The 25,739-nt window shown below is 74.2% G+C and carries 23 protein-coding genes, 1 rRNA gene and 1 other RNA gene; 19 read left to right on the top strand and 6 right to left on the bottom strand.

Going from position 1 to position 25,739, the window contains the following annotated elements; translation table 11 throughout:
• The first annotated feature begins 238 nt into the window (after nt 1-238).
• From rrf to CLV37_RS14055, 3 genes are all read left to right on the top strand, one after another.
• A 5S ribosomal RNA gene (gene rrf, locus CLV37_RS14070) occupies nt 239-355 on the top strand.
• Nucleotides 356-1,533: 1,178 nt separating this feature from the next.
• Nucleotides 1,534-2,244 carry a hypothetical protein gene (locus CLV37_RS14060; protein WP_106211324.1) on the top strand — a complete coding sequence of 237 codons (711 nt, stop codon included), beginning with the start codon at nt 1,534-1,536 and terminating at the stop codon, nt 2,242-2,244.
• Between the two features lie 3 nt (nt 2,245-2,247).
• Nucleotides 2,248-2,769, top strand: coding sequence for a DUF6912 family protein (locus CLV37_RS14055; RefSeq protein ID WP_106211322.1), 522 nt, complete (start codon nt 2,248-2,250; stop codon nt 2,767-2,769).
• 3 nt (nt 2,770-2,772) lie between these two features.
• On the opposite strand, the gene CLV37_RS27645 is transcribed toward CLV37_RS14055, so the two are convergent.
• A complete protein-coding gene (locus tag CLV37_RS27645; protein ID WP_170127258.1) occupies nt 2,773-3,270 on the bottom strand; it encodes a DUF2505 domain-containing protein in 498 nt (165 codons plus the stop codon).
• 147 nt (nt 3,271-3,417) lie between these two features.
• Between CLV37_RS27645 and CLV37_RS14045 the strand changes: the two genes are divergently transcribed.
• Both CLV37_RS14045 and CLV37_RS14040 read left to right on the top strand, forming a co-directional pair.
• A complete protein-coding gene (locus tag CLV37_RS14045; RefSeq protein WP_106211440.1) occupies nt 3,418-8,415 on the top strand; it encodes an NAD-glutamate dehydrogenase in 4,998 nt (1,665 codons plus the stop codon).
• 46 nt (nt 8,416-8,461) lie between these two features.
• A complete protein-coding gene (locus CLV37_RS14040) occupies nt 8,462-9,964 on the top strand; it encodes a sensor histidine kinase (protein WP_106211438.1) in 1,503 nt (500 codons plus the stop codon).
• A gap of 60 nt (nt 9,965-10,024) precedes the next feature.
• On the opposite strand, the gene CLV37_RS14035 is transcribed toward CLV37_RS14040, so the two are convergent.
• Nucleotides 10,025-10,273: a WhiB family transcriptional regulator gene (locus CLV37_RS14035; RefSeq protein WP_106211318.1), complete on the bottom strand. Its 249-nt coding sequence runs from the start codon at nt 10,271-10,273 to the stop codon at nt 10,025-10,027.
• A 376-nt stretch (nt 10,274-10,649) separates the two neighbouring features.
• On the opposite strand from CLV37_RS14035, the gene CLV37_RS14030 reads away from it, so the two are divergent.
• Complete coding sequence (locus CLV37_RS14030; RefSeq protein ID WP_146149407.1) at nt 10,650-11,057, top strand: hypothetical protein; 408 nt, start codon at nt 10,650-10,652, stop codon at nt 11,055-11,057.
• 10 nt (nt 11,058-11,067) lie between these two features.
• Here CLV37_RS14030 and CLV37_RS14025 read toward each other — a convergent pair whose 3' ends face one another.
• The 4 genes from CLV37_RS14025 to CLV37_RS14010 all read right to left on the bottom strand — a co-directional run bounded on the left by CLV37_RS14025 (nt 11,068) and on the right by CLV37_RS14010 (nt 16,713).
• Nucleotides 11,068-11,871 carry an RNA polymerase sigma factor SigF gene (locus CLV37_RS14025; protein ID WP_245885404.1) on the bottom strand — a complete coding sequence of 268 codons (804 nt, stop codon included), beginning with the start codon at nt 11,869-11,871 and terminating at the stop codon, nt 11,068-11,070.
• Complete coding sequence (locus CLV37_RS14020) at nt 11,868-12,314, bottom strand: ATP-binding protein (protein ID WP_106211314.1); 447 nt, start codon at nt 12,312-12,314, stop codon at nt 11,868-11,870. The genes CLV37_RS14025 and CLV37_RS14020 overlap by 4 nt, the downstream gene beginning before the upstream one ends.
• A 68-nt stretch (nt 12,315-12,382) precedes the next feature.
• Entirely contained in the window at nt 12,383-12,889 is a 507-nt protein-coding gene (locus tag CLV37_RS14015) for a GNAT family N-acetyltransferase (RefSeq protein WP_106211312.1), read from the bottom strand.
• A complete protein-coding gene (locus CLV37_RS14010; protein WP_106211310.1) occupies nt 12,886-16,713 on the bottom strand; it encodes a type VII secretion EssC family protein in 3,828 nt (1,275 codons plus the stop codon). Before CLV37_RS14010 ends, CLV37_RS14015 begins: the two co-directional genes overlap by 4 nt.
• Before the next feature lie 113 nt (nt 16,714-16,826).
• Here CLV37_RS14010 and CLV37_RS14005 point away from each other — a divergent pair, with 113 nt between their 5' ends.
• The 13 genes from CLV37_RS14005 to ssrA all read left to right on the top strand — a co-directional run bounded on the left by CLV37_RS14005 (nt 16,827) and on the right by ssrA (nt 25,658).
• Nucleotides 16,827-18,059: a TadA family conjugal transfer-associated ATPase gene (locus CLV37_RS14005; RefSeq protein ID WP_106211308.1), complete on the top strand. Its 1,233-nt coding sequence runs from the start codon at nt 16,827-16,829 to the stop codon at nt 18,057-18,059.
• Nucleotides 18,056-18,910, top strand: coding sequence for a type II secretion system F family protein (locus CLV37_RS14000; protein WP_106211306.1), 855 nt, complete (start codon nt 18,056-18,058; stop codon nt 18,908-18,910). Before CLV37_RS14005 ends, CLV37_RS14000 begins: the two co-directional genes overlap by 4 nt.
• Nucleotides 18,907-19,779, top strand: a complete 873-nt coding sequence (locus CLV37_RS13995) for a type II secretion system F family protein (RefSeq protein WP_106211304.1) — start codon at nt 18,907-18,909, stop codon at nt 19,777-19,779. The genes CLV37_RS14000 and CLV37_RS13995 overlap by 4 nt, the downstream gene beginning before the upstream one ends.
• A gap of 12 nt (nt 19,780-19,791) precedes the next feature.
• The gene (locus CLV37_RS27640; RefSeq protein ID WP_170127257.1) at nt 19,792-19,965 is read left to right on the top strand and encodes a hypothetical protein; all 174 of its coding nucleotides are present in this window, start codon (nt 19,792-19,794) and stop codon (nt 19,963-19,965) included.
• Nucleotides 19,962-20,354 carry a TadE/TadG family type IV pilus assembly protein gene (locus tag CLV37_RS13990; RefSeq protein WP_106211302.1) on the top strand — a complete coding sequence of 131 codons (393 nt, stop codon included), beginning with the start codon at nt 19,962-19,964 and terminating at the stop codon, nt 20,352-20,354. Before CLV37_RS27640 ends, CLV37_RS13990 begins: the two co-directional genes overlap by 4 nt.
• Nucleotides 20,351-20,770 carry a pilus assembly protein TadE gene (locus CLV37_RS13985; protein WP_106211300.1) on the top strand — a complete coding sequence of 140 codons (420 nt, stop codon included), beginning with the start codon at nt 20,351-20,353 and terminating at the stop codon, nt 20,768-20,770. Before CLV37_RS13990 ends, CLV37_RS13985 begins: the two co-directional genes overlap by 4 nt.
• A complete protein-coding gene (locus CLV37_RS13980) occupies nt 20,767-21,216 on the top strand; it encodes a pilus assembly protein TadG-related protein (RefSeq protein ID WP_146149406.1) in 450 nt (149 codons plus the stop codon). Before CLV37_RS13985 ends, CLV37_RS13980 begins: the two co-directional genes overlap by 4 nt.
• Before the next feature lie 18 nt (nt 21,217-21,234).
• Nucleotides 21,235-21,909: an SDR family NAD(P)-dependent oxidoreductase gene (locus tag CLV37_RS13975; protein WP_245885403.1), complete on the top strand. Its 675-nt coding sequence runs from the start codon at nt 21,235-21,237 to the stop codon at nt 21,907-21,909.
• Nucleotides 21,910-21,920: 11 nt separating this feature from the next.
• On the top strand, nt 21,921-23,024 hold the full coding sequence (prfB, locus tag CLV37_RS13970) for a peptide chain release factor 2 (protein ID WP_106211294.1): 1,104 nt from the start codon (nt 21,921-21,923) through the stop codon (nt 23,022-23,024).
• 36 nt (nt 23,025-23,060) lie between these two features.
• Nucleotides 23,061-23,750, top strand: a complete 690-nt coding sequence (gene ftsE, locus CLV37_RS13965; RefSeq protein WP_106211292.1) for a cell division ATP-binding protein FtsE — start codon at nt 23,061-23,063, stop codon at nt 23,748-23,750.
• Complete coding sequence (gene ftsX / locus CLV37_RS13960) at nt 23,750-24,655, top strand: permease-like cell division protein FtsX (RefSeq protein ID WP_106211290.1); 906 nt, start codon at nt 23,750-23,752, stop codon at nt 24,653-24,655. Before ftsE ends, ftsX begins: the two co-directional genes overlap by 1 nt.
• Before the next feature lie 70 nt (nt 24,656-24,725).
• Nucleotides 24,726-25,196 (top strand): SsrA-binding protein SmpB, encoded by a 471-nt coding sequence (gene smpB / locus CLV37_RS13955; protein ID WP_106211288.1) that lies wholly within the window; start codon nt 24,726-24,728, stop codon nt 25,194-25,196.
• A 96-nt stretch (nt 25,197-25,292) separates the two neighbouring features.
• Nucleotides 25,293-25,658: a transfer-messenger RNA gene (ssrA, locus tag CLV37_RS13950) on the top strand.
• Nucleotides 25,659-25,739: the final 81 nt, after the last annotated feature.

Raw genomic sequence — 25,739 nt, 5'->3', positions numbered from 1 at the left:
ATAGGCCGGGTGTGGAAGCAGCGACGAAAGAGCTGTGGAGCTGACCGGTACTAATAAGCCGATCACTTGTCTACCACGCACCAGCCACCACCAAGAGTTTTGGTGGGGATGGGTGCGGGTCGAGAGTGCGAAACGATCGATCACGAAGACGATCTAACGAATTGACACTGCTGTTGAGTGTTCGCGTCCATTGTGTGGTTCTCGGGAGAGAACTCGAGTTCGATCCTGGCCTTTGTGGTCCGGTGGTCATAGCGGTGGGGAAACGCCCGGTCTCATTCCGAACCCGGAAGCTAAGCCCACCAGCGCCGATGGTACTGCTCGGGAGACTGGGTGGGAGAGTAGGTCACCGCCGGCCACTCACTCTTGAGTGAGATACGTGTGGGGAGCAGTTCTTCGTCAGGAGAGCTGCTCCCCACACGCATGTCCAGCCCCAGGCGTGAGACGCTGGACCGCTCGTACGACGAGCTCAACGTGAACAGTGACGAGGACAACCGCGTTCGGCGCGGCGGGTGGGAGAACGGCATGGCAGATCAAGGTGCTCGCGGTCGCGGTGAAGGCGACCGCCGCTCGAGCCGTCCCCAGACGCCCCGGGGCGGGTCTGGTGGTTTTCGCGCCGGTGGTCCTCGTCGTTCCAGCGCCGGTGACGACCAGCGTCCCGGTCGTCCGGTGCGTGACGGTGCACGGTACGGGGACAGGCCTCAGCGTGACGACCGTCCGCGTCGTGACGGGGAGCGTCCGTACCGCAGCGAGGGGTCGCGCTACGGCGACCGCCCGCAACGCGACGACCGCACCGACCGTCCTCGTCGAGACGCAGACCGTCCCTACCGCAGCGAAGGCGCTCGCTACGGGGACAGGCCCCAGCGCGACGACCGTCCGCGCCGTGACGGGGAGCGTCCGTACCGCAGCGAGGGGTCGCGCTACGGCGACCGTCCGCAGCGCGATGGGGACCGCCCCTACCGTGGTGAGGGTTCGCGGGATGCGAACCGTCCGCAGCGCAACGATTTCCGCAGCGATCGCCCCGCGCGCGACGACCGTCCCCGCGGCGACGACCGTCCCCGCCGCGACGACCGTCCCCGCCGCGACGGGGACCGCCCGTTCCGTGGTGCCCGCGGTCCCCAGGGTGGGCGGCCGCAGCGCGACGGGTTCCGGTCCGAGCGTCCGGCCCGCGACGACCGCCCGCGTCGTGACGGGAACCGTCCGCAGCGCGGCGACTCCCGCGACGAACGGCCCGTGCGCGACGAGCGTCCCCGTCGCGACGGTGAGCGCCCCTCCCGTGGCGACCGCGGCCCCCAGGGTGGGCGGCCGCAGCGCGACGGGTTCCGCTCCGAGCGTCCGGCCCGCGACGACCGTGCGCCGCGCAGCGACCGCGGCAGCCGCCCGGATCGTCCGCAGCGCGGGGAGGACCGTCCTCGACGCAACGACCGCGGTCCGGTGCGCTCGGCCGGCGCCGAGCGTGGCCGGGGTGGCGTTCCTCCGCGTCCGTCGGGCCCGCGCCTGCCCGAGGACATCACGGGCAAGGAGTTGCCCGGCGACGTGCGTCGTGCGCTGCAGAGCCTGAGCGGGGACAACGCCGACATCGTCGCCAAGCACCTCGTGGCCAGCGGCCGTCTCGTCGACGTCGACGCCGAGGAGGCCTGGCAGCACGCGCTGGCAGCGCAGAAGCGCGGCGGTCGCATCGCGGCCGTGCGCGAGGCCGCGGCCATCGCGGCCTACAAGGCGGGGCACTTCCGCGAGGCCCTGGCCGAGCTGCGCACGGTGCGTCGGATGACCGGCGACGACAGCTACCTGCCGCTCATGGCGGACAGCGAGCGCGGTCTGGGTCGGCCCGAGCGTGCCCTCGACCTGGCGACCTCCCCGGAGGCGGCCGGGCTCGACACGCCCTCCAAGGTCGAGATGCTCATCGTCGCCGCCGGCGCGCGCCACGACCTGGGCCAGCACGAGGCCGCGGTCGTGTCCCTGCAGGTCCCGCAGCTGCGGACCAACAGCCGGGCCCCGTGGCGCGCCCGTCTCTGGTACGCCTACGCCGACGCGCTGATCTCCGTCGGCCGGGCCGCCGAGGCCCGCGAGTGGCTGGTCAAGGCCGCCGAGGCCGACACCGAGGGCGAGACGGACGCCTCCGAGCGGCTCGACGAGCTCGACGGCATCGTCTTCGAGGAGGAGTGGGACGAGGACGGGACCGACGAGGACGCCGAGCCGGACCCGGCGTCCGGGGACGACGCCGACGAGGCAGAGGACGAGGACTGAACCGTGCGGGTGTACTGGCCGACGACGCTGACCGCCCTGGCGCGGCTCGCCGGGTCCGGTGAGCTCGCGCCGGCACCGGTCACGGTCCACGCCGTCACCCCGACGCTGCGCGACTTCTACGCCGACGCCGATCCTCGTGACCTCGAGGAGGAGCTGGAGTTCGTGGCGATGACGGACGCGGCGGGCCGGTCCGTCCGGCTGCTGGCCGAGGAGCCGGCGGCCGCCCCGCGCCGCGTCGTGCTCGCCCTCGACGTGCCCGACGCCGCGGTGGAGTCCACCCGTGGTGCCTGGTCCGGTCCCGAGCGGTCGCAGGTGCGGGTGGACGTCCCGTTGCGTCTGGCCGACCTCGTCAGCGTCCACGTCGACGACGCCGAGGCGGAAGCCGACGTCCGGGCCGCGATCGGTGCGCTGGCGGCGGCCGACGCCGGTGACGAGGACGCGCAGTTCACGCTCGAGGCCTGCGAGGGGCACGACCTGCTCTGGTACGACGCCGGCGAACTGCCGCTGCTCCTCGCCGTCGGCTGAGCCTCAGCGGGGCAACCACTCCCGCGCCAGCTCCACTTCGGAACGGATGAGCTGCAGCAGGCCGGGCAGCGCCGCCTTCTCGACCTGTCCACCGAGGAGCGGCACGCGGACGGTCAGCGACCCGTCGAGCTGGGCCGCGCTGCCCCCGGGCGTCGGGGCGAGGACCGTCGTGGCCACCAGTTCGACGGGAGCCGACCGGACGGTCAGCGTCAGCCGCGCCCGGCGGGTCCCGTCGGGCTCCGGCGGGCCCCACCGCTCCACCTGGTCCACGACCGCCGTCGCGCCGATGAACTTCGCCGCCGCCGCGGGCAGGACGTCGGTGCGCACGGTGCGCGACGTCGTCACGACGGTCGCGTCGCCGTCCTGCGCGACCGACTCGGTGTGAGCGACCGTCTCGTCCCCCTCGGCGCGGGCCCGCAGGAAGGCCGGGTCGACGAGGACGGCGAAGACGGCGTCGGGGGCAGCGCTGAACTCCGAGCGCTCGGAGAACTGGACGGGCACGGTGCGGCGGGTCCTTCCGGGTGGTGGACGGTGGCTGAGACCGAGATCACGCAGGTGGGGCGTGGCCCACTCTAGGCGTCGCCCTGCAGGGTCCTGGTGATCACCACTAGGCTGGCGGGGCGTACCCACCCGCGAATCGGAGCAGTGATGCCCGCACCGTCGACCCCTGCCGGCAGCGTCCGCGAGCTCGTGCGAGCCGCCTCGACGGCGCCCGACACCTCGTGGGGGGAGGGGACACCCGCGGACCTGCGCGCTGGCACCGCCGTCGAGCGCCTCCTGCTGGACTACTTCGCCCACACGGCCCCGGAGGACCTGTCCGACCGCGCCCCGGCCGAGCTGCTGGAGGCCGTGGCCTCGCACCTGCGGTGCGGGGCGGTGCGCCGGCCCGGTGACACGTTGGTGCGCCTGGTGGACGGGCCGTCGTCGGGCTCGGGGGAGGGCCGTTCCACGGTCGAGGTCGTCACGGACGACGTGCCGTTCCTCGTCGACAGCCTCACCGCGGCCCTCACCCGGGCCGGTCGGGGCATCCACCTGCTCGTCCACCCCCGCCTCGCGGCGCGCCGCTCGCCCGAGGGACGGCTGGAGGACCTGCACGACGTCGGCACCGCACCGCCGTCGGAACCGGCGGAGTCGTGGATCCGCATCGAGATCGACGCCCTGCCCGGTGACGACGGCGGCGGTGACGACGCGTTGCTGGCGCAGCTGCAGGACGTCCTGGACGACGTCCGGGCGGCGGTCAACGGCTGGCAGGCCATGCGCGCCAAGGCCCTGCAGATCGCGGACAACCTGCAGATCGACCCGCCCAGGGGCATCTCCGCGTCCGAGCTGCGGACCGCCGAGCGCTTCCTGCGGTGGATGGCCGACGACCGGTTCACGTTCCTCGGGTACCGGGAGTACGACCTGCGCACGACGGGACGGCCGCAGGAGGACGACGACACCGGGCAGGACGCCGGGCGGGACGCCGAGGAGATGGTGCTGGTGGCCCGCCCCGAGAGCGGGCTGGGCGTCCTGGCCGACCGGCCCGGGCGTTCGGGAGGGCGTGAGCGCAAGCTGTCGGGCCCGGTGCGGGACAAGGCGACCGAACCGCAGGTCCTGGTCGTCACGAAGGCCAACGCGCAGGCGACGGTCCACCGCCCCGCGTTCCTGGACTACGTCGGCGTCAAGACGTTCGACGCCTCCGGCGCCGTCACGGGCGAACGCCGGTTCCTGGGGTTGTTCACGTCCGGGGCCTACACCGACTCGGTCAAGCGGGTCCCCGTCGTGGCCGAGAAGGTCACCGAGGTGCTGCAGCGCGCGGGGTTCGGCTCCAGCGGGCACTCGGCGAAGGACCTGCTGAGCATCCTGGAGACGTTCCCGCGCGACGAGCTGCTGCAGGCCGACGTGGAGTCGATCCTCGTCACGTCGCTGGCGGTGCTGCGGTTGCAGGAGCGTCGTCGCACGCGCCTGTTCCTGCGGCGCGACGACTACCGGCGGTTCATGTCCTGCCTGGTGTACCTGCCGCGCGACCGGTACACGACGCGGGTCGGCGCGCGGATCGAGCAGATCCTGCTGGACGCCTTCGACGGTGGGTCCGTCGAGCACACGCTGCGGGTCTCGGAGTCGGTCCTGGCGCGGTTGCACGTCGTGGTGCGGGCCCGGCCGGGTGAGGAGCTCGTCGACGTCGACGTCTCCCAGCTGGAGGCCGACGTCGCGCGGGCGGCACGCTCGTGGGAGGACGACGTCGTCGACGCCGCCCGCGGGTCCGCCGGTGACGCGGGCGCGGCGCTGGTGCGGCGCTGGGCCGGGGGCATCCCCAACGGCTACCGCGCCTCGGTCCCCGTCGAGCGGGCCGTCATGGACCTGCGGCGCGCCGAGGAGCTGCTGGCCGCGGACGCCGGCGACCAGCCGGCCCTGGACCTGCGGGAGGACCCCGAGCAGCCGCGCTCGTGGCGCCTGACGAGCTACCGGACGAGCCCGGTCACCCTCAGCGCCGTCCTGCCGGTGCTCACCGACCTCGGGGTCGAGGTGACGGACGAGCGACCGCACCTGCTGACCCGCGAGGACGGTCGCAAGGTGTGGGTCGACGACGTCGGCCTGCGGCTGCCCGTCGACGTCTGGCAGCTGGACGCCGACCCGGCGGCCGCCCGCACCCGCTTCTGCGACGCCTTCGCCGCCGCGTGGTCGGGGCGCGCCGAGAGCGACTCCCTGGCCCGCCTGGTGCTGGCGGGGCAGCTGACGTGGCGGCAGGTCGCGGTCGTGCGTGCCCTGGTCCGCTACCTGCGTCAGGTGGGTCTGGCGTACTCCCTCGACTACGTCGCGAACTCCCTGCTCAACGACGTCGGGATCACCCGGCTCGTCGTGCGGCTGTTCGAGGCCCGGTTCGCCCCGATCCGCTCCGGTCACGACGCCGAGCGCGCCGAACTCGTCGATGCCCTCGAAGAGGAGACCCGCGGGGCGCTGGACGGCGTCGCGAGCCTGGACGCCGACCGGATCCTGCGGGCGCTGCTGTCGGTGGTGCAGGCCGTCGTGCGGACGAACGCCTACCAGCACGCCCCGGACGGGTCCGAGCACCCGTACCTGTCGTTCAAGCTGGCCCCCAGGCTGGTGGTGGGGATGCCCGAGCCCGCCCCGCACGCCGAGGTGTGGGTCTACTCCCCGCGCGTGGAGGGCGTGCACCTGCGGTTCGGGGAGGTCGCCCGCGGCGGGTTGCGCTGGTCGGACCGGCGCGAGGACTTCCGCACCGAGGTCCTGGGGCTGGTGAAGGCGCAGATCGTGAAGAACGCCGTCATCGTCCCGACCGGGGCCAAGGGCGGGTTCGTCGCCAAGCGGCTGCCGGACCCGGCGGTGGACCGCGACGCGTGGTGGGCCGAGGGCGTCGCGTCGTACAAGACGTTCATCGCGGGGTTGCTGGACATCACGGACGACCTGCGCACCGTCGACGGGGTCCGGACCACGGTGCCCCCGGTCGACGTCGTGCGCTACGACGGCGACGACTCCTACCTGGTCGTGGCCGCGGACAAGGGGACGGCGACGTTCTCCGACATCGCCAACGAGATCGCCGTCTCGCGCGGGTTCTGGCTCGGGGACGCGTTCGCGTCGGGCGGGTCGGTGGGCTACGACCACAAGGCGATGGGCATCACCGCCCGCGGGGCCTGGGAGAGCGTGCGGCGGCACTTCCGCGAGCTGGGGCACGACACCCAGACGGAACCGTTCACGGTCGTCGGCGTGGGTGACATGAGCGGTGACGTGTTCGGCAACGGGATGCTCCTGTCCGAGCGGATCCAGCTCGTGGCGGCGTTCGACCACCGGCACGTGTTCCTCGACCCGAACCCCGATCCGGCGGCCTCGCACGCCGAACGGGCCCGGTTGTTCGCGCTGCCGCGCTCCTCGTGGGCCGACTACGACGCCTCGCTCATCTCCGCGGGCGGGGGCGTGTACCCGCGGACGGCGAAGTCGGTCCCCGTCAGCCCGCAGGTCGCCGAACGCCTCGGCCTGGAACCGGGCACGCGGTCGCTGCCTCCGACCGACCTGCTGAAGGCGGTCCTGGCGGCGCCGGTGGACCTGTTCTGGAACGGCGGGATCGGCACGTACGTGAAGGCCTCCACCGAGTCGCACGCCGACGTGGGGGACAAGGCCAACGACGCCATCCGCATCGACGGCCGGGACCTGCGGGTCAAGGTCGTCGGCGAGGGCGGGAACCTCGGCCTGACCCAGCGCGGGCGCATCGAGGCCGCGACCCTGGGCAACGCCGGGACGGGCGTCAAGCTGAACACCGACGCCATCGACAACTCCGCCGGGGTGGACTGCTCCGACCACGAGGTCAACATCAAGATCCTGCTGGACCACCTCGTCACGCAGGGCGAGCTCGACCCCGCCGACCGGAACGAGACGCTGCTGCGGATGACCGACGAGGTCGGCCGGCTGGTGCTGCGCGACAACTACGACCAGAACGTCGTCCTGTCCGTGGAGGGCGGCTTCGCCGCGGGGTTGCTGCCGGCGCACCGGCGGTTCCTGGACGCGCTGGTGCGCAGCGGCGACGTGGACCGGCGGCTCGAGGCGTTGCCGTCGTCGGCCGAACTGGACCGCCGGGCCCGCGACGGCGGCGGCCTGACGATGCCGGAACTGTCCGTGCTCCTCGCCCACGCCAAGATCAGCCTCGGCCGCGCCGTGCTGGGCAGCTCGCTGCCGGACGAGGAGTGGGTGGCGAGCACGTTGCGCGGGTACTTCCCCGCCGAGCTCGGGGAGCGGTTCGGCGACCACCTGGCCGACCACCCGCTGCGGCGGGAGATCGCCACGACGGTCCTGGTGAACCACGTCGTCGGCACGGGGGGGCTGACGTTCGCCTTCCGCGCCGCCGAGGAGACCGGCAGCGACCCCGCCGACGTCGTCCGCGCCTTCGTGGTGGCCTCGGAGGTGTTCGGGCTGGGCGAGCGGGCCGCCGCGGTGGAGGCCCTGGACGGGCAGGTCGAGGCGTTCGCGCAGTCCCGCCTGCGCCAGGAGCACCAGCGGTTGCTGGACCGCTCGGTGCGGTGGCTGCTGCACACCCGCCCGGAGGGCGTCGACGTGCCGGCCGAGATCGCCCGCTTCCGGCCCGCGGTGGCGCAGCTGGCGCCCCGGATCGCCGAGGCGGGGGGTACGGGCCTGATGAAGGGCCAGGACGCGGCCACGGTCGAGACCGAGGCCGCGTGGTTCACCGAGCGGGGTGTGCCCGAGCAGGAGGCGCGGCGGACGGCGTCGCTGCTGTCGCTGTTCCCGCTGCTGGACGTCGTCGAGGTCGCGGCCGCCGCCGGGCGCACCGTGGAGGAGATCGCGCAGGTCTGGTACGAGCTGTCGGACCGCTACGCCATCGAGTCCGTCCTCAACGGGATCAGCGCGCTGCCGCGCTCGGACCGGTGGCAGTCCCTGGCCCGGGCGGCCCTGCGCGACGACCTGTACTCCGCGGTCCGCGACTTCACCGCGGCCGTCGTCGCCGAGGCCCCGGCCACGGGCGACGGGCAGCCGCTGGACGCGGCGGCCGCGGTGCTGGCGTGGGAGACCGCGCACGCCCCGGCCGTCCGGCGGGCCCAGCAGACCATGGGGGACCTGGAGGGGGAACCGGGCGCCGGGGACCTCGCGGCGCTGTCGGTGGGCCTGCGGGCGCTGCGCACGGTGCTGCGCGCGGGTTGACCGGCCCGTGGATCAGCTGGGGCCGTAGGCTCGCGGGGTGCCCACCATGTCGGACCTGCTGCACTCCGAGACGGCGATCGGGGGCGCCGAGGCCGAGTGGCTGCGGCTCCTCGTCGGCGACTGGCAGCTGATCTCGGACCTGTCCTTCGCCGACCTCGTGCTGTGGGTCCCCACGGCCGACCGACAGCACTTCGTCGCGGTCGCCCACTGCCGGCCGACGACCGGCCCGACGGTGCACTACGACGACGTGGTGGGGGCGCTGCTGGAACGCGGTCGTCGCCCGCAGGTCGACACGACCTTCGACGAGGCGCGCAGCCTGCGCGGGCGCGACCCGGAGTGGGACGACGACGTGCCCGTGCGCGAGGAGACGATCCCCGTCGTCCGCGAGGGCGTCGTGCTCGGGGTCCTGGCCCGGCACACGAACCTGGCGACGTCCCGCACGCCGAGCCGGCTCGAGCTGAACTACGTCAAGTGCGCCGACGACCTCACCCGGATGATCGCCGCCGGGGAGTTCCCGCAGACCGCGGCGCCGACCGGGCCGCGGCGCGGGGCGCCCCGGGTGGGGGACGGCATGCTGCGCCTGGACGCCGACGGCGTCGTCACCTACGCGAGCCCCAACGCCCTGTCGGCGTTCCACCGGGCGGGGCTCATCGGGGAACTCGTCGGCGCCAACCTCGCGGAGATCTCCAGCTCGCTGGCCGCCTCCCACCTGCCCGTCGACGAGTCGCTGCCGCTGGTCGTCACCGGTCGCGCGCCGTGGCGGACCGACCTGGAGACCGAGGCGGCGACGCTGTCGATGCGGGCGATCCCGTTGACCCGCAAGGAGGACGGGACCACGAACCGGATCGCCGCGCTGCTGCTGGTCCGGGACGTCTCCGAACTGCGCCGTCGTGAGCGCGAACTCATGACGAAGGACGCGACGATCCGCGAGGTCCACCACCGCGTCAAGAACAACCTCCAGACGGTCGCCGCGCTGCTGCGCCTGCAGGCCCGGCGGCTGCACTCGGAGGAGGGGCGCTCGGCGCTGCAGGAGGCCATGCGCCGCGTGGAGACCATCGCGACGGTGCACGAGACCCTGTCGCAGGGCATCGACGAGAACGTCGACTTCGACCAGGTTCTCGACCGGTGCCTGATGATGGCGGCCGAGGTCGCCATGGAGAACGCCGAACGGGTCCGCACGGTGCGCGAGGGCAAGTTCGGGGAGCTGCGCCAGGAGGACGCGACGGCGCTCGCGCTCGTCCTGACCGAGCTGGTGACCAACGCCGTCGAGCACGGCTTCGGGTCCGACAAGGCCGGGACCGTCGTCGTGAAGGTGGAGCACACGGCCGACGATCGGCTCGAGGTCGTCGTCAGCGACGACGGGGTGGGCCTGCCGCAGGACTTCCAGGTCGGCAGTTCCGGGCTCGGGACCCAGATCGTGCGGTCCCTGGTGGCCGGTGAGCTGCGCGGGCGCATGGAGTTCGGGGCCAGCGAGGCTGGGGGGACCGAGGTCCGGCTGGACCTTCGGGTGCGCCGGGACGCCGCGCAGATCGGCAGCGTCCGCAACTGAGGTGCGCGAGAAGCCCCCGACCGGACGGTCGGGGGCTTCTCGCGTCGTGCAGGTGCTGGGTCAGCTCGCGCGGCGGGCGCGGGCGGCGCGGCGCTTGAGCGCACGACGCTCGTCCTCGCTCATCCCGCCCCAGACGCCGGCGTCCTGGCCGGTCTCCAGCGCCCACTTCAGGCAGGAGTCGACGACGTCGCAGCGACGGCAGACGGCCTTGGCCTCTTCGATCTGCAGGATCGCGGGCCCGGTGTTGCCGATGGGGAAGAAGAGCTCGGGGTCTTCGTCGAGGCAGGCGGCGGTGTGGCGCCAGTCCATGGGGGTTCCACTCCTTCTAGCGTGTTTCGGTCTCAGGACACGCGTGCCCGTCCCGTCGAAACGAGCTGGACACGCAGGATCCCTGAGCACCGGCAACGCCGGCGGTGCCGGGACAAACGCTCGACCACCTGCAACTTCCCAGGTGACGACGTGTGTCGGGGATCGCGTTGGATCCAGGTTCACACCTCGTGCGCGCTTTCACAAGAGGTACAGCCACTCCGATCGTGGAGAACGGGTGTCGAGTACGTCACACGGGCGTAACACGGAAGACCCCTTCCTGTAATCCGCGATCACACGGCGTGCCGCCCTCGACACGCCGGACATCGTCCCCCCGGAGGGGGACACCCTTGGAGGACGGCGTCGTACCGTGCTGCTCGTGCCGTCCGCCTCGCCGCCCAAGCTTCCGACACTCCCGCCACGTCCGCCACTGCTGACCGCGATCGTCGTCCTCGTGGGCTTCGAGGTGCTGCTCCTGCTGGCCGGGGCGGTCTACCTCGTGCACGGGCTCGTGGTCGAGGGGTCCAGCGCTCCCGTCGCGGTCGTCTCGCTCGTCGCGCTGGCGCTGCTCTTCGCGGCCGGCCTCGGTTTCTGCGGCTGGGGACTGCTGCGCCGCTCGGCCTGGGCTCGCTCGCCGGTCGTCGTCTGGCAGGTCCTGCAGGTCGCCGCCGGGGTGCCTGCGTTCTCCGGCGGGTCCCCGTGGACGGGGATCGTGCTCGTGCTGCCCGCCGTCGTCGTCGGCGTCGGGCTGTTCACCCCCCGCGTCTCGCAGCAGGTGGGCCGCTGAGCTCAGGGCGTCAGGGCGCTTCGACGTCGCCGAGCCCGTCCCGCAGGTCGGCCAGCGTCCGGCTGAGCAACCGCGAGACGTGCATCTGCGAGATCCCGACCTCGGCGGCGATCTGGGCCTGGGACATCCCGCGGACGAAGCGCAGCGCGAGGATCCGCCGCTCACGGGGGGGCAGGGCCGCGAGCAGCGGCCGCAGCGCCTCGCGGTTCTCGACGCTCTCGAGCGCCTCGTCGTCCGCGCCGAGGGACAGGACCGGGGACGTCGGGGACCCGGTGTCCAGGGGCAGGGTCGAGTAGGCGTTCGCCGACTCCAGCACCTCGACGACGTCGTCGGGCTCGCGGCCGGTGCGCTGCGCGAGCTCGACGACGGTGGGGGCCCGGCCCAGCTCGTGCGTGAGCGACTCGCGGGCGTCGGCCAGGACGCGGCCCGCCTCCTGGACCCGGCGCGGCACCCGCATCGCCCAGCCGCGGTCCCGGAAGTGGCGCTTGATCTCGCCCAGCATGGTGGGCACCGCGTACGCCCCGAACGGCACCCCGCGTCCGGGGTCGAACCGGTCCAGGGCCTTCAGCAGACCGATCGTGGCGACCTGGACGAGGTCGTCGTGCGGTTCGCCCCGGCCCAGGAACCGGGCGGCGAGGTGCTCGGCCAGCGGCAGGTTCCGCCGGGTCAGGTCCTCGCGCAGCCGCGACCGTTCCGGGTCGCCGGGGGGCAGGGCCGCCATCCGGACGAGCAGGGCCTGCTCGGGGTTCTCGGGCTCGGTGCCCTGCTGCACCGACAGTCCCGGGCTCGCGGGACCGTGGGGTGCCCCGCTCACCCGACCCCCGTCACGAGGGACGCCGCCGCTCCGGTGGTCCTGCTGTGGCGCAGCACGATCCATGCCCCGGTGGCCGACGTCCCCGTGAACACCTCCCCGACGAGGGCCTCCAGCACGGCCCAGGCGAAGCTGGAGCGTTCCGGCAGCTCGGGGGCCGGGCCGCGGACCTCGACCTCCAGCGTGCCCTCGCCGAGGCGGAACGTGGCGACGAGCTCGTCGTCGGTGGGGGTGGGGCCCAGCAGGAGCGTGCACGCCTCGTCGACGGCGATCCGCAGGTCCTCGATCTCGTCGAGTGTGAGGTCGAGGCGGGCGGCCAGGCCCGCGCTGGCCGTCCGCACGACCGTCAGGTACGCCGGGTCGGCCGGGACCCGCAGCTCCACGAGGTCGGTCGAGGGCTCCGTCGTCGGAGCGCCGGTCGTTTCGCCGGTCGTGGGGATCGACACGGGGCTTCGTCCTCTCGGGGCCGGTGGCGGGGACTGTCGCAGATGCTCAACGTATACGGACGAACACGTCAGGTCACGGGAGGGTGCCCGCCCGGCAGGGCCGCCAAACGTTCCCCGTCGAGGCGCCACGTCGTCCAGTCGTCCTGGGGACGGGCGCCCAGCGCCCGGTAGAAGGCGTGCGCCGGGGTGTTCCAGTCCAGCACCGTGAACTCCAGCCGGCCGAACCCGCGCTCGGCGCAGACGCGTCCCAGCTCGGCGAAGAACGCCCGCCCGATGCCGCCGCGCCGGTGCGCGGGCCGCACGTACAGGTCCTCCAGCCACATGCCCTGCCGGCCCAGCCACGTCGAGAACGTCGTGAACCACAACGCCATGCCCACCACCTCGACACCGTCCCCGGTCCCGACCTCGGCCAGCACGCAGCCGATCCCCGTCCCCGGTTCCAGGGCCCGGGCGAAGTCCTCCGCGCTCGCCGTCGCCGCCTCGGGTTCGCGTTCGTACTCGGCCAGCTCCCGCACGAGGGCGGCGATCGCCGCCCCGTCGGCGGGGGTGGCGGGGCGCAGGGTCGCAGAGCTCACGGCGCCACGGTAGGACAAGCGATCCGCACGCTCGTCCACCGTCCGTCGCGCACGACGAAACCCGCCCCCGGTCCCGGTCCCGGGCTCACCACCGGACGGCGGGAGACGACCTCCGCGGGCACCCGGCCGTCACGGCCGAGCAGCACGACCGTCCGCGCCGCCGCCCGGACCGTCGCCGCCGGGCCCCGGAACGCCGCGACGAGCTCCGCCCCGTCCCCCGCGACGACGAACCGCGGCCCGCGCGGCCCCAGGAGGGCGGCCGTCACGACGTCCTCCACGGCCGGCGGCAGCGGGCGGTGCATGTCGTCGAGCAGCACGAGACCGCCACTCGCGAGGACCTCGCCCACGACCGCGGGTTCCTCCTCGCGCGCCCACACCACCCGGCCGCCGCTTCGCGCCTCGGCCGCGGCGAAGGCCCGCAGGGCGCTGGTGCGGCCGCTGCCGGGCGGACCCGTCACCAGGACGACGCCGTCGACCTCGACCACCACGGGCCCGCCGGTGTCCCCACCGCGACCCACCGCGGGACCGGTGAGCCCGGCCACCCGCTCGGGCAGCGGAGCGACCGCGCAGCGCGGGACGCGCCCGGCCCGCTCGCCGGGCTCCCCGGGCAGCACCACCTGCACCTCGTGCCCGACCCCGTCCACGACGAACAGCCCCCGCCCCGGGGGCGCGTCGCGCGGGAACGCCGCCGGTCGCACCCCCAGCAGGGTCGTGTCGGTGCGGTCGGCCGTGCGCAGCAGCACCACCGCCCCCACCGTCGACGACACCGCGCCCGTCAGCGCCTGCCGGTCCCCGGCGACGACGACGCGCACTCCCGTCGCCGACCCCTCGCGCAGCAGCCGCAGCAGCGGGTCCACGCCCGCCGCCGGGTCGGCTGCCGTCAACGCCGCCGACCACGCCTCCCAGCCGTCGACCACGACCAGGAGGTGGCCCGACCACGCCCGCTGCGCCCGCCGCCGGTCCACCTCCTCCTGCACGCGCTCCAGCAGCCGGGCCGCCCGCCACGGCTCCTGCGGCGTGACGACCGACCCCGTCGCCCCCGTCCCGGCCAGGTCGAGCAGACCGCCCCCGGCGTCCAGCACGTGGACCTCGACGTCCGCCACCCCGGCGGCCTCGGTGACGATCCGCCGCAACGCGGTGGTCCGCCCGCTGCGCACCCCGCCGACGACCAGCAGGTGGTGGCCGGCCGCCAGGTCCCACCCGGCGCTCGCGCGCGCCTGGACGTCGGGGAGGTCCAGGACGCCCCACACGAGCCGGGTGCCGGAACCGGCGGGGACGTCCCGCGCCGGCACCGACCGGGGCAGCGGCGGCAACCAGGGAGCCGGGGGCCGGGGCCGTCCCGCGGCGGCGGCCCGCACGACCTCCACCACCGCCGGCAGGTCGTCGACGTCGCCGGCCGGCGCCGGGTCGCCCACGACGCGCACCCGCACACCGCTCCCACCGGCCGGGCCGCGCAACCGGGCGGTCTGGAACTCGCGCAGTCCCGCCACCCCGCGCAGCACCGCCCGCCCCGGGACGGTGAAACCCGCCGGCCGCGGATCGCCCACCACGTCGTCCGCGTCGGCCCGGTCCTGCACCCGCAGCGCGATCCGCAGGTCGGTGTTCGCCCGGATCTCCGGGCTCACCACACCCGCCGGCCGCTGCGTCGCCAGTACCAGGTGCACCCCCAGCGAGCGCCCCACCGACGCCAGCCGCACCAGCCCGTCGACGAACTCCGGCACCTCCTGGGACAGCACCCGGAACTCGTCGACCACCACCACCAGCCGGGCGAGCCGCCCCGCGGGCAGGTCCCGCACGTCGCCGACCCCCGCCGCGGCCAGGACCCGCTCCCGGCGCGACACCTCCGCCCGCAGGCTGCGCAGCACCCGGTCCGCCAGCTGGTCGTCGAGGTCGGTCACCAGACCCGCCACGTGCGGCAACCGGGTGCACTCCCCGAACGCCGCCCCGCCCTTGTAGTCGACGAGGACGAACTGCAGGTGCTCGGGCGCGCGGGCCAGCGCCAGCGAGACCACCAGCGTCGTCAGCAGGACCGACTTGCCCGACCCCGTCGTACCCGCCAGCAGCGCGTGCGGGCCGTCGCGCACCAGGTCCACCGCGCAGACCCCCGACGCCTCGGCGCCCAGCACCGCCGGCAGACCGGTGGACCGCGACCAGCTGCGCTGCAGGGACTCCACCGTGGGCGGACCGAGGAGGTCCAGCAGCCGGACGTCGGCCGGGACGGCGCCGCCGGACGCGGCGGCCGCGTCGAGCACGGGTGCCAGCCCCCGGGCGAGGTGCTCGGCCCACTCCTCGCTGACGGCGTCCAGGCGCACCGGCAGCCGGTCCTGGGCCGTCAGGACCCGGCCGGCCGCCGCGTCCACGACCGTCCGGCACTGCGCGGGCAGGTCGGCCCGCCCGTCACCGAGGCAGATCGTGTGGACGCCCAGCGCGGGACCGTCGGTGAGCAGCTCGACCAGCCGGGCGTCGCCGCGCCACCAGCCCACGGGGTCCAGCACGACGACCACGGCGGGTTCGCGCGCGGCCTCGCGCCGGTCCCGCCGTCGCCGCAGCTCGGCGACGGGGAACCCGAGCAGGTCCCCGTCGGCGACCTCCACGTGGTGCGGCAGCCACCGGGCCCACTCCCACCCCGGGCCGGTGACGAGGCGGACGTCGGCGGGGGACTGCCAGCCGGCGAGCTGCGCCACGACGAGACGGACGACGCCCACCGCCGGACCGCAGAACCCGACGGGACCGGCGTCGAGGGCCACCGTCACCGGGACCCCGGCCAGGACGGGGGTTCCGGGCCCGCCCTGCAGCGAGGCCGTGTCCGCGGGCAGGTCGCCCAGCCCGAGCCGGGCGCTGAGGTGGTCCACGTCGCCGGGGCTGCGGGTGAACAGGCGGTCGCCGCGGGACGTCACCTGCGCGGCGAGGTGCTGCGCGCCGGGGTGCAGGGCGTGCCGGCCGGCGTGCTCGCGCCGGGCGGCGTCGTCGACCTCGGCCCGCACCCGGGCCCGTTCGGCCGCGACGTCGGCGGTGCGCCGCGCGGTGAGCCGTCGGTGCCGTCGACGCTGCCCGGCCCACTGCCCGGCCGCGACGACCGGGGAGCTCACCCCCAGCAGCAGGGAGACCGGCGTCCACACCACGGCCAGCACCACGGCGACCGCGAGAGGGACGAGCAGCCCCAGCCACGGGAACCCCGGTCCCTCCGGCAGGGGGTCGGCGACGGGCCAGGTCCACCGCCGCGCCCCGGGGGTGGGCAGCAACCGGGGTGCGCGGTTCAGCAGGAGGTGCCCGGCGCCGTCGGGGTGCACGACGGCCGCCGCGACCGGAGGGGTTCCACGTCGAAGCACCGAGTGGCCGATGCTGAACTCGGCGTCCGGGGGAATCTGGGTGCTTCGGCGAACCACCTCCCGTTCACCTGCGTGCAGCACCGCGGTTCCGTTGAGCGAGCCGAGGTCGCGCACCGTGAACGCGCCGGAGGGGGAGAGTTCGAGTTCGGCGTGCCGGCGCGACACCGACGGGTCGGCGACCGCGACCGTCACCGAACCCTCCCCGGGACGGCCCACCACGTGACGACCCGGCATCAGGGAGAAACGTTCCCCGGCGACCGGACCGGCGACCACGACGAGTTCTCCCTCGCCGGAGTCGTTGGGCGGCAACGAGGAACCGGCCAGCAACGGGGGCAGGCCCAGGACCGCGCCGGGGCCGCCGGGCACCCAGCCGGTCCAGTCCCCGGGCCACGGGCCGGTGACCTCCTCGAACGCCTCCCGGGCACCGGACAGGGTGGTTCCGGGAGGGACCTCGATCTCCACGTCGGTCCCCAGCACGGTCATCCGGAACGGCACGAACGGATCGTGGCACGGGTCGCCGGGCGCTCCCCGGAGTCGTCCACAGGCCCCGGACAGCGGGTGCGGTCCTGCACTACCGTCGCCGGACACGAGTTCGGAGGAGGTGTGCGGTGGACGCTGTCCGCCTGGTGGAGGACGAGGTGCGGGCGCAGGTGCGTCGCCGCATCGCGGCGGGGAGTTTCCGCGGCGAGGCCGCCGAACTGCGCTCCCTCGTCGACGCCGTCGTCCTCGACTACGACCTGCGCTCCCTCGACGGCTCGCTGCCGGGCCTGGGGGACCGCGACGACGCCGTCCGCGAGGTCGTCGCCGCCGTCTCGGGTTTCGGTCCGCTGCAGCGCTACTTCGACGACCCCGCGGTCGAGGAGATCTGGATCAACGAACCGGGCAAGGTGTTCGTGGCCCGCGCCGGGGTCCCCGAGCTCACCACCACGATCCTCGACGAGGACACCGTCGCCGAACTCGTCGAGCGCATGCTGGCCACGACGGGCCGCCGGGTCGACCTGTCCAGCCCGTTCGTCGACGCGTCGCTGCCCGACGGTTCCCGCGTGCACGTCGTCATCCCCGACGTCACCCGCCGGCACTGGGCCGTCAACGTGCGGCGTTTCGTGGCCCGCGCGCGCCGGCTCGAGGACCTCGTGGAACTCGGCTCGCTCACCGCTCCCGCGGCCCGGTTCCTGAGCGCGGCGGTGGCCGCCGGGTTGAACCTCCTGGTCTCTGGAGCGACGCAGGCGGGGAAGACCGCGCTCCTGAACTGCCTGCTGGCGGCGGTCCCGGCCCACCAGCGCGTCATCACGTGCGAGGAGGTGTTCGAGCTGCAGCTGCAGAACCGTGACGTCGTCGCGATGCAGTGCCGGCAGCCGAACCTCGAGGGCCGGGGGGAGATCCCCCTGCGCCGCCTCGTGAAGGAGGCGCTGCGGATGCGCCCGGACCGCCTCGTGGTCGGGGAGGTGCGTCAGGCCGAGAGCCTGGACCTGCTCATCGCCCTCAACAGCGGTCTACCCGGCGCGGCCACCGTCCACGCGAACTCCGCCGCCGACGCCGTCGCGAAGATGTGCACCCTGCCGCTGCTGGCGGGCGAGAACGTCACGAGCGGTTTCGTGGTCCCCGCCGTGGCGGCCAGCCTCGACCTCGTCGTCCACGCCGAACTCGACGTCGACGGTCGCCGCCGGGTCCGCGAGGTCGTGGCGGTGACCGGGCGCAGCGAGGGTGGGGTCGTGGAGACGGCGGACGTGTTCACCACCCGCGCCGGCGAACTGGTCCGTGGCAGCGGGTGGCCCCCGCACCGCGAACGGTTCGCCCGCGCCGGTTTCGACCTGCCCGCGCTGCTCGGGGAGCGGCCGTGACGGGTGTGGCCGCGGGGGCGCTGCTCGGGCTGGGGGTGTTCTGCGTCTGGTGGTCGTGCTGGGGCACGACGCCGCGCCGGCGCCCGGCCCGTCGCCGGCCCGTGCGCGCCGTGCTGGACGCGGCCGGGTGGTCCGACGTCCCCGCCGTCGTGTTCGTCGCCGGCTCGGTGCTCGCGGCCGTCGCCGCCGCCGCCCTCGTCCTGGCCCTCACCCGGCTGCCCGTGCTGGGCGTCGGGGCGGCCCTGTCGGCGGGGTACGGGCCCACGGCCCTGGCCCGTTCGCGCGGGGACCGGCGCCGCGAGGACTCCGCGGCGCAGTGGCCCGACGCCGTCGACTCCCTCGCGGCCGCGGTGCGTGCCGGGTCCTCGCTGCCCGACGCCGTCTGCGGCCTGGCCACGCGGGGACCGCGGCAGTTCCGGCCCGCGTTCGCGCGGTTCGCCGCCGCGCACCGCGCGAGCGGGGCGTTCGAGGCCGAGCTGGAGGACCTGCGGGCGGAACTGGCCGACCCCGTGTTCGACCGGCTGGCCGCGACGTTGCGCATGACGCGCCAGGTCGGCGGCAGCGACCTGGGCTCGACCCTGCGGACGTTGTCGGGGTACCTGCGCGAGGACCGCCGGACCCGTGGGGAACTCCTGGCCCGGCAGAGCTGGACCGTGTCCGCGGCCCGGCTCGCCGTCGCCGCCCCGTGGGTCGTCCTGGGCCTGCTCGCCACCCGGCCGGGAACCCTCGCGGCGTACGGGGACGCGACGGGTGCCACCGTCCTGGCGGTGGGGGCGGTCGTCACGTTCGGCTCCTACCGGCTCATGCTGCGGCTCGGGCGCCTGCCCGCGCCCCGCCGGGTGCTGTCGTGATCGCCGGGGTGTGCCTGGGGCTGCTCGCCGGCACCGGTGCGCTGCTCGTGGTCGCGGGGTTCCCGCTGCGCCGCGCACCGTCGCTGGACGCGCGGGTCCTGCCGTACCTCGCGCCGGCCCCGACGCGCCGGACGCGCGAACTCCTGCGCCGCGTGGGGACGGCGGTGGGGACGCGGCTGGGGTCGGGGCGGGCCGTCACCGACCGGCTGCTCGTCCTGGACCCCGACGCCGACGGGGCGGCCGGGCTGGCCGCCCACCGCGCCGAGCAGGTCGTGTGGTCCTGCGCCGGGACGGGGCTCGCCCTGGCCGGGGTGTGGCTGGGGGCGGGGTTCGACCCTGTCGCGATCGTCGCCGCGATGGTCGTCGGCGCGCTCGCGGGTGCCCTGGCGCGCGACGAGCTCCTGGCCCGGGCGGTGACCCGGCGCCGTACCGAACTCGTCGCGGACCTGCCCGCCGTGGCCGAACTGCTCGCCCTGTCGGTGGCGGCGGGGGAGAACGTCGCCGCCGCCCTCGAACGGGTCGCCACCGGCCACGGTCCGCTGTGCGCCGGGTTGCGGGGGGCGCTGGGCCGGGTCCGGACGGGGACACCGCTCCTGGAGGCCCTCACCGACCTGGCGGGGCGGTGGCAGGTGCCGCCCTTCACCCGTTTCGTCGACGCCCTCGTGGTCGCCGTCGAGGCGGGCAGCCCGCTCGCCGACGTCCTGCGCGCGCAGGCCGCCGACGCCCGCGACGCCGAGCACCGCCGGCTCACCGAGACCGGTGGGCACCAGGAGGTCCGGATGATGGTGCCCGTCGTCTTCGGGATCCTGCCGACCGTCGTGGTCTTCGCCGTCTACCCCGGCCTCGCCCAACTGCAACTCACGAACTGAAGGAGAGAGCACGTGCTCGAGGAACTGCTCGAAGGACTGAGGACCGACGACCGCGGCGACGTCCCCGGCTGGGTCCTGGTGACCATCATGACGGCGGGTCTGGTCGTCGGTCTGTGGGCCGTGGCCGGCCCGCGCCTGGCGGCCCTGTTCACCGCGGCCATGGACGCGGTCGTCGGGCAGTTGTGACGCGCGGGTCCGGACGGGACGAGGGGTCGGCGGTCGCGGAGTTCGCCGCCGTCGCCGGGCTGCTCGCGCTGCTGTTCGCGGCCGTCGTGCAGCTGGCCGTCGTGCAGCACGTGCGGGCGACGGCCGCCGACTGCGCGGGGGAGGGCGCGCGGTTCGGGGCGTTGCGCGGCAACTCACCCGCCGACGGGGCCGCCCGCACCCGTGAACTCCTCGCCACGTCGCTGTCCCCGGCCTTCGCGCGCGAGGTCAGCGCCGGGACGACCCGGGTCGCCGGGACGCCCGTCGTGGAGGTCGACGTCCGCGCCCCGCTGCCCGTCGTGGCGTTCCTCGGGCCGCGGCTGCTGCACGTGCAGGGCCACGCCCTGGCCGAACCGGCGACGCAGCCGTGAACCCGCCCACCCGGGACGAGGGGAGCGCGGCCGTGGAGTTCCTGGCCGTCGGTCTGCTGCTGCTCGTCCCGGTCGCGTACCTCGTGCTGGCCCTGGGCCGGGTCCAGGCCGCGACGTTCGCCGTCGAGTCCGGGGCGGGGGAGGCGTCGCGGCTCGTCGCCACCGGCACCCCGGCGCGCGAGGCCGAGGCGGCGGTGGCGCTGGCCGTCACCGACCAGCACCTGGACCCGCGGACGGCGACGCTGGACGTCGCCTGCTCGACGGACCCGTGCCGCACGCCGCAGGCCGAGGTCGCCGCGACGGTGCGCCTGGACGTTCAACTGCCGCTCGTCCCGGCGTTCCTGGCCGGTGCGGTCCCGCTGCACGTGCCCGTGCAGGTCCGCCGGGTGGCCGTCGTCGACCGGTTCGCGGCGTGAGGGGCCGTGCGGACGTCGCGGTGGGGGCCCCGCGCGACGAGGGGCGCATCGCCCTGCTGTCCCTGGCCTTCGGGCTGCTGGCCGTGGTCCTCGTCCTCGTCGTCGTCTCCGCCTCGGCGGTGCACCTGCAGCGCAAGCGCCTCTACGCCGTGGCCGACGCCGCCGCCCGCGACGCCGCCGACGCCCTCGACGGGCGGTCCTACTACTCCGGGGGACGCGTCCTGCTCACCGACGCCTCGGTCCGCGGCAGCGTCGAGGGGTACGTGCGCGAGCACGCCGACGTCGCGGGCGTCGTCGTGGGCGCGGGCACCGGGACCCCCGACGGCCGGCGCGCCGACGTGGAGCTGGTGGTCGTGACCGCGCCACCGTTCACGGCGTTCGTGCCCGAGCGGTTCGCGCGGGTGCGGATCACGGCCCGCTCCAGCGCGGAGGCGGAGCTGCGCTGAGCGTGCCACGGTGAGCGCGTGGAGCTACGCGACGCGGCCGTGCTGGTGACCGGGGCCGGCGGGGGGCTGGGACGCCCGCTGGTCGAGGGGCTGCTGGCCGCCGGGGCCCGGGTGGTCACGAGCAGCCGCAGCGCGCCTGAGGTCGCCGGCACGCACGCCGTGGCCGCCGACCTGCGGCTGCCGGGTGAGCCCGAGCGCCTCGTGGACGAGGCGGTGGCGCACCTGGGCCGGCTCGACGGGCTCGTGCACGCCGCCGGGGTGGTGGCCTTCGGCCCGGCCGCCGACGCCGACGACGACCTGCTCGACGAGCTGTTCCTGGCCGACGCGATCGGCCCCATCCGGCTGCTGCGCGCGGCCCTGCCGCACCTGCGGGAGGGCCGCGATCCGTTCGCGGTGGTGCTGACCGGCGTCGTCGCCGAGCGCCCGCAGGCCGGGATGGCCCCCTACTCCGCGGCCAAGGCCGCGCTGTCCGCCTTCGTCACGGCCCTGGCCCGCGAGGAACGCTCCCGCGTCCGGGTCCTCGACGTGCGGCCCCCGCACACCGAGACGGGGCTGGCGACCCGCCCGGTGGCCGGGACCGCCCCGCGGCTGCCGCAGGGGCTGGCGCCGGCCGAGGTGGCCGAGCGGGTGCTGCGGGCCGTGACCGACGGGGAGCGGGAACTGAGCGCGGAGGCCTTCGCGCGACGCACGTAGACTCGTCGGTCGTGGCCATCGACTTCCCCGCCGAGATCTCCGCCCTCCGCACGACGTACGCGTCCATCCGGGAGGTGTCGGACCTCGAGGGCCTGCGCACGGAACTGGCCGACCTCAACGAGCAGGCCGCCGCGCCGGACCTGTGGGACGACCCCGAGACCGCCCAGGGCGTGACGAGCCGCCTGTCCTACGTGCAGGCCGAGCTGGAGCGCATCGAGAAGATGGGCGGGCGCATCGACGACCTCGAGGTGCTCGTCGAGCTCGCCGAGGCCGAGGGGGACGCCGACTCCGTCACCGAGGCCGAGGAGGAGCTCGAGGCCATCAAGGGGTCCCTCGAGGAGCTGGAGATCCGCACCCTGCTGTCGGGGGAGTACGACGCCCGCGAGGCGCTCGTGACGATCCGCTCCGAGGCCGGGGGCGTCGACGCCGCCGACTTCGCGCAGATGCTCATGCGCATGTACCTGCGCTGGGCCGAGCGCAAGCACTTCAAGACGGAGCTGTACGACACGTCCTACGCCGAGGAGGCGGGCATCAAGTCGGCGACGTTCAAGGTCGCCGCGCCCTACGCCTACGGCACCCTCAGCGTCGAGCAGGGCACCCACCGCCTCGTGCGCATCTCGCCCTTCGACAACCAGGGCCGCCGGCAGACGTCGTTCGCGGGCGTGGAGGTGCTGCCGGTGGTGGCCGAGACCGACCACATCGAGATCCCCGAGAACGACGTGCGCGTCGACGTCTACCGCTCCTCGGGCCCGGGTGGGCAGTCGGTCAACACGACCGACTCCGCGGTGCGCCTGACGCACCTGCCGACGGGCATCGTCGTCACCTGCCAGAACGAGAAGTCGCAGCTGCAGAACAAGGCCGCGGCCATGCGCGTCCTGCAGGCCAAGCTGCTGGAGAAGGCCCGCCAGGACCGGCAGGCCGAGCTGGACGCGCTCAAGGGCGAGGACTCCGGGTCGTGGGGCAACCAGATGCGCTCCTACGTCCTGCAGCCGTACAAGATGGTCAAGGACCTGCGCACGAACTTCGAGGTCGGGAACACCGACGGCGTCTTCGACGGCGAGATCGACAGCTTCCTCGACGCCGGCATCCGCTGGCGCAAGCAGCGCGAGGGCTGACGCTCACGCTCAGCCACAGACCGTAGGGTGGGAGTGATGATCACCTTCGAGCACGTCAGCAAGAGCTACGGGGAGGGACACCGCCCCGCGCTCGCCGAGGTGACCCTGCAGATCGACAAGGGCGACTTCGTCTTCCTCGTGGGCCCCTCGGGCTCGGGCAAGTCGACGTTCCTGCGCCTGGTGCTGAAGGAGGAGAAGGCCTCCGGCGGCAGCGTCCAGGTCAACGGCCGCGACGTGGGCCGGATGCGGTCCTGGAAGGTGCCGCAGCTGCGCCGCCAGATCGGCGTCGTCTTCCAGGACTTCCGCCTGCTGGCGGACAAGACGGTCTACGAGAACGTCGCGTTCGCGCTGCAGGTCCTCGGCAAGCCCCGGCACGTCATCGCCCAGACCGTGCCCGAGACCCTCGGGCTCGTCGGGCTCGGCGGCAAGGAGAAGCGCCGCCCGCACGAGCTGTCCGGCGGCGAGCAGCAGCGCGTCGCCATCGCGCGCGCGTTCGTCAACCGGCCCGCGATCCTGCTGGCCGACGAGCCGACCGGCAACCTCGACCCCGAGACCAGCGTCGGGATCATGAAACTGCTCGACCGCATCAACCGCACGGGGACCACCATCGTCATGGCCACGCACGACGACGACATCGTCGACCAGATGCGCAAGCGCGTCGTGGAACTCCGGGACGGTCGCGTCGTGCGCGACGAGGACCGCGGCGTCTACGGATCGGGCCGCTGATGCGCATCGGGTTCGTCGTCGGCGAGATGTTCCAGGGGCTGCGCCGCAACTTCACGATGACGGTCGCCGTCGTCCTCGTGACCATGGTGTCGCTGTTCTTCTTCGGGACCGGGCTGCTCGTCCAGAAGCAGGTCGGGATCCTCAAGGGCGAGTGGTACGACCGCGTCCAGGTCTCGATCTTCATGTGCGGCAGCGACTCACCGGCCAACCTGTGCCCCGGCGGGGAGATCACCGACGCCCAGCGCACGGCCCTGCGCGACCAGCTGCAGGCCGACCCGCGCGTCGACCGCGTGTTCTACGAGTCCAAGGCGCAGGCCTACCAGAACTTCAAGGAGACGAACGACTCCTCGATCACCGACAAGGTGACGGCCGACCAGCTGCCCGAGTCGTTCCGCGTCCGGCTCAAGGACCCGCAGGTCTACCAGACGGTCAGCGACGACTACCGGGACGTCGCCGGCGTCGAGGACGTCCCCGACCTGCGGGCCATCCTGCAGCCGTTGTTCACGGTGCTCGACGTCGCCACCAACATCGCCCTGGGCCTGGCCGCGCTCATGCTGCTCTGCTCGATGATGCTGGTGTCCACCACCATCCGGCTGACGGCCTTCAGCCGCCGCCGCGAGACGACGATCATGCGGCTCGTCGGGGCCTCCCGCGCCCTCATCCAGCTCCCCTTCGTCCTCGAGGGCGTCATCGCGAGCCTCATCGGCGGCGTCCTGGCCTCCGGCGCGCTGTGGGCCATGGTCGAGTTCGGCGTCTCGCGGCTGCAGAACCGGCCCGGGTTCACCACCCGGCTCATCGACACCCACGACGTCCTGACCCAGACCGGCCCGGTCATGGTCGGCGTCGGGGTCGTCTTCGCGATCATCGCGTCCCTGGTCAGCCTCCGCCGGTGGCTGAAGGTGTGAGAACCGCCGTGCGGACGGCGTCCCCGGGCGCCTAGACTCGAGCGCTCAGCCAGCAACGAGGAGGGACGACGTGCCGCGCGAAACCGGGCGCAAGAACATCGCCAGCAACCGCAAGGCGCGCCACGACTACTTCATCGACGACACCTACGAGGCCGGCATCAGCCTCATGGGCACCGAGGTCAAGGCCCTGCGGATGGGCCGGGCCTCCCTCGTCGACGGCTTCGCCCACATCGACCGCGGCGAGATGTGGCTCGAAGGGGTGCACATCCCCGAGTACGTCCAGGGCACCTGGACCAACCACACCCCGCGCCGCAAGCGCAAGCTCCTGCTGCACCGCGAGGAGATCGACAAGTGGGCGGGCAAGGTCCGCGAGTCCGGCCTCACGATCGTGCCGCTGGCCCTGTACTTCGTCGACGGCCGCGTCAAGGTCGAGATCGGCCTGGCCCGGGGCAAGAAGAACTACGACAAGCGGCAGACCCTGCGCGAGAAGCAGGACAAGCACGAGGCCGACCGCGCCATGTCGCAGCGCCGCGAGCGCTGACCGCCCCGGCGTCCCTCCCGGCGTGGTGCCGTCCGGGAGGGAATGCGAACGACGCACGCGCCGTTGAGGGGTATGCTGCACCGCACAACTCAACACGGGGATGACAGGTTTCGACGTTGGTCGTCGAGCCAGGGGAAGCGGGTCGAGGATGCATGGTCATCTCGTCAACGATCCATGCAAACCAATAGGTGCCGATTCCAAGCGCACCGAGTTCGCCCTCGCCGCCTGAGCGAGCGCGACTCTGTCAGCCCGGGTGCGCTCCCGCCCCGGGTCCTGGCATCGACTAGGGAGCTCACCTCTCACCGAGGTCGCGTAGGTGAGAGGGACACGCAACGCGGCTGGGCCCGGCGATGACATGCCTGTATGAGCATCGGGGCCGAGCAGACCGCTGAACAGGATGCACCCGGAGAAGCCCTGGTACCACGCTGACGGACGCGGGTTCGATTCCCGCCATCTCCACGACATGGGGTCTCGCAGAGCGAGCGGGGCTCTGGTCCGCGCCCACGCGGCCGGAAACGACGGAAGCGCTCCTGCTCGAGGTGT

Origin of the sequence: Kineococcus rhizosphaerae (assembly GCF_003002055.1) — a bacterium.
Classification (GTDB): domain Bacteria; phylum Actinomycetota; class Actinomycetes; order Actinomycetales; family Kineococcaceae; genus Kineococcus; species Kineococcus rhizosphaerae.
The sequence above is the reverse complement of the archived record's forward strand: the minus strand, read 5'-3'. Positions and strand labels throughout refer to the sequence as shown.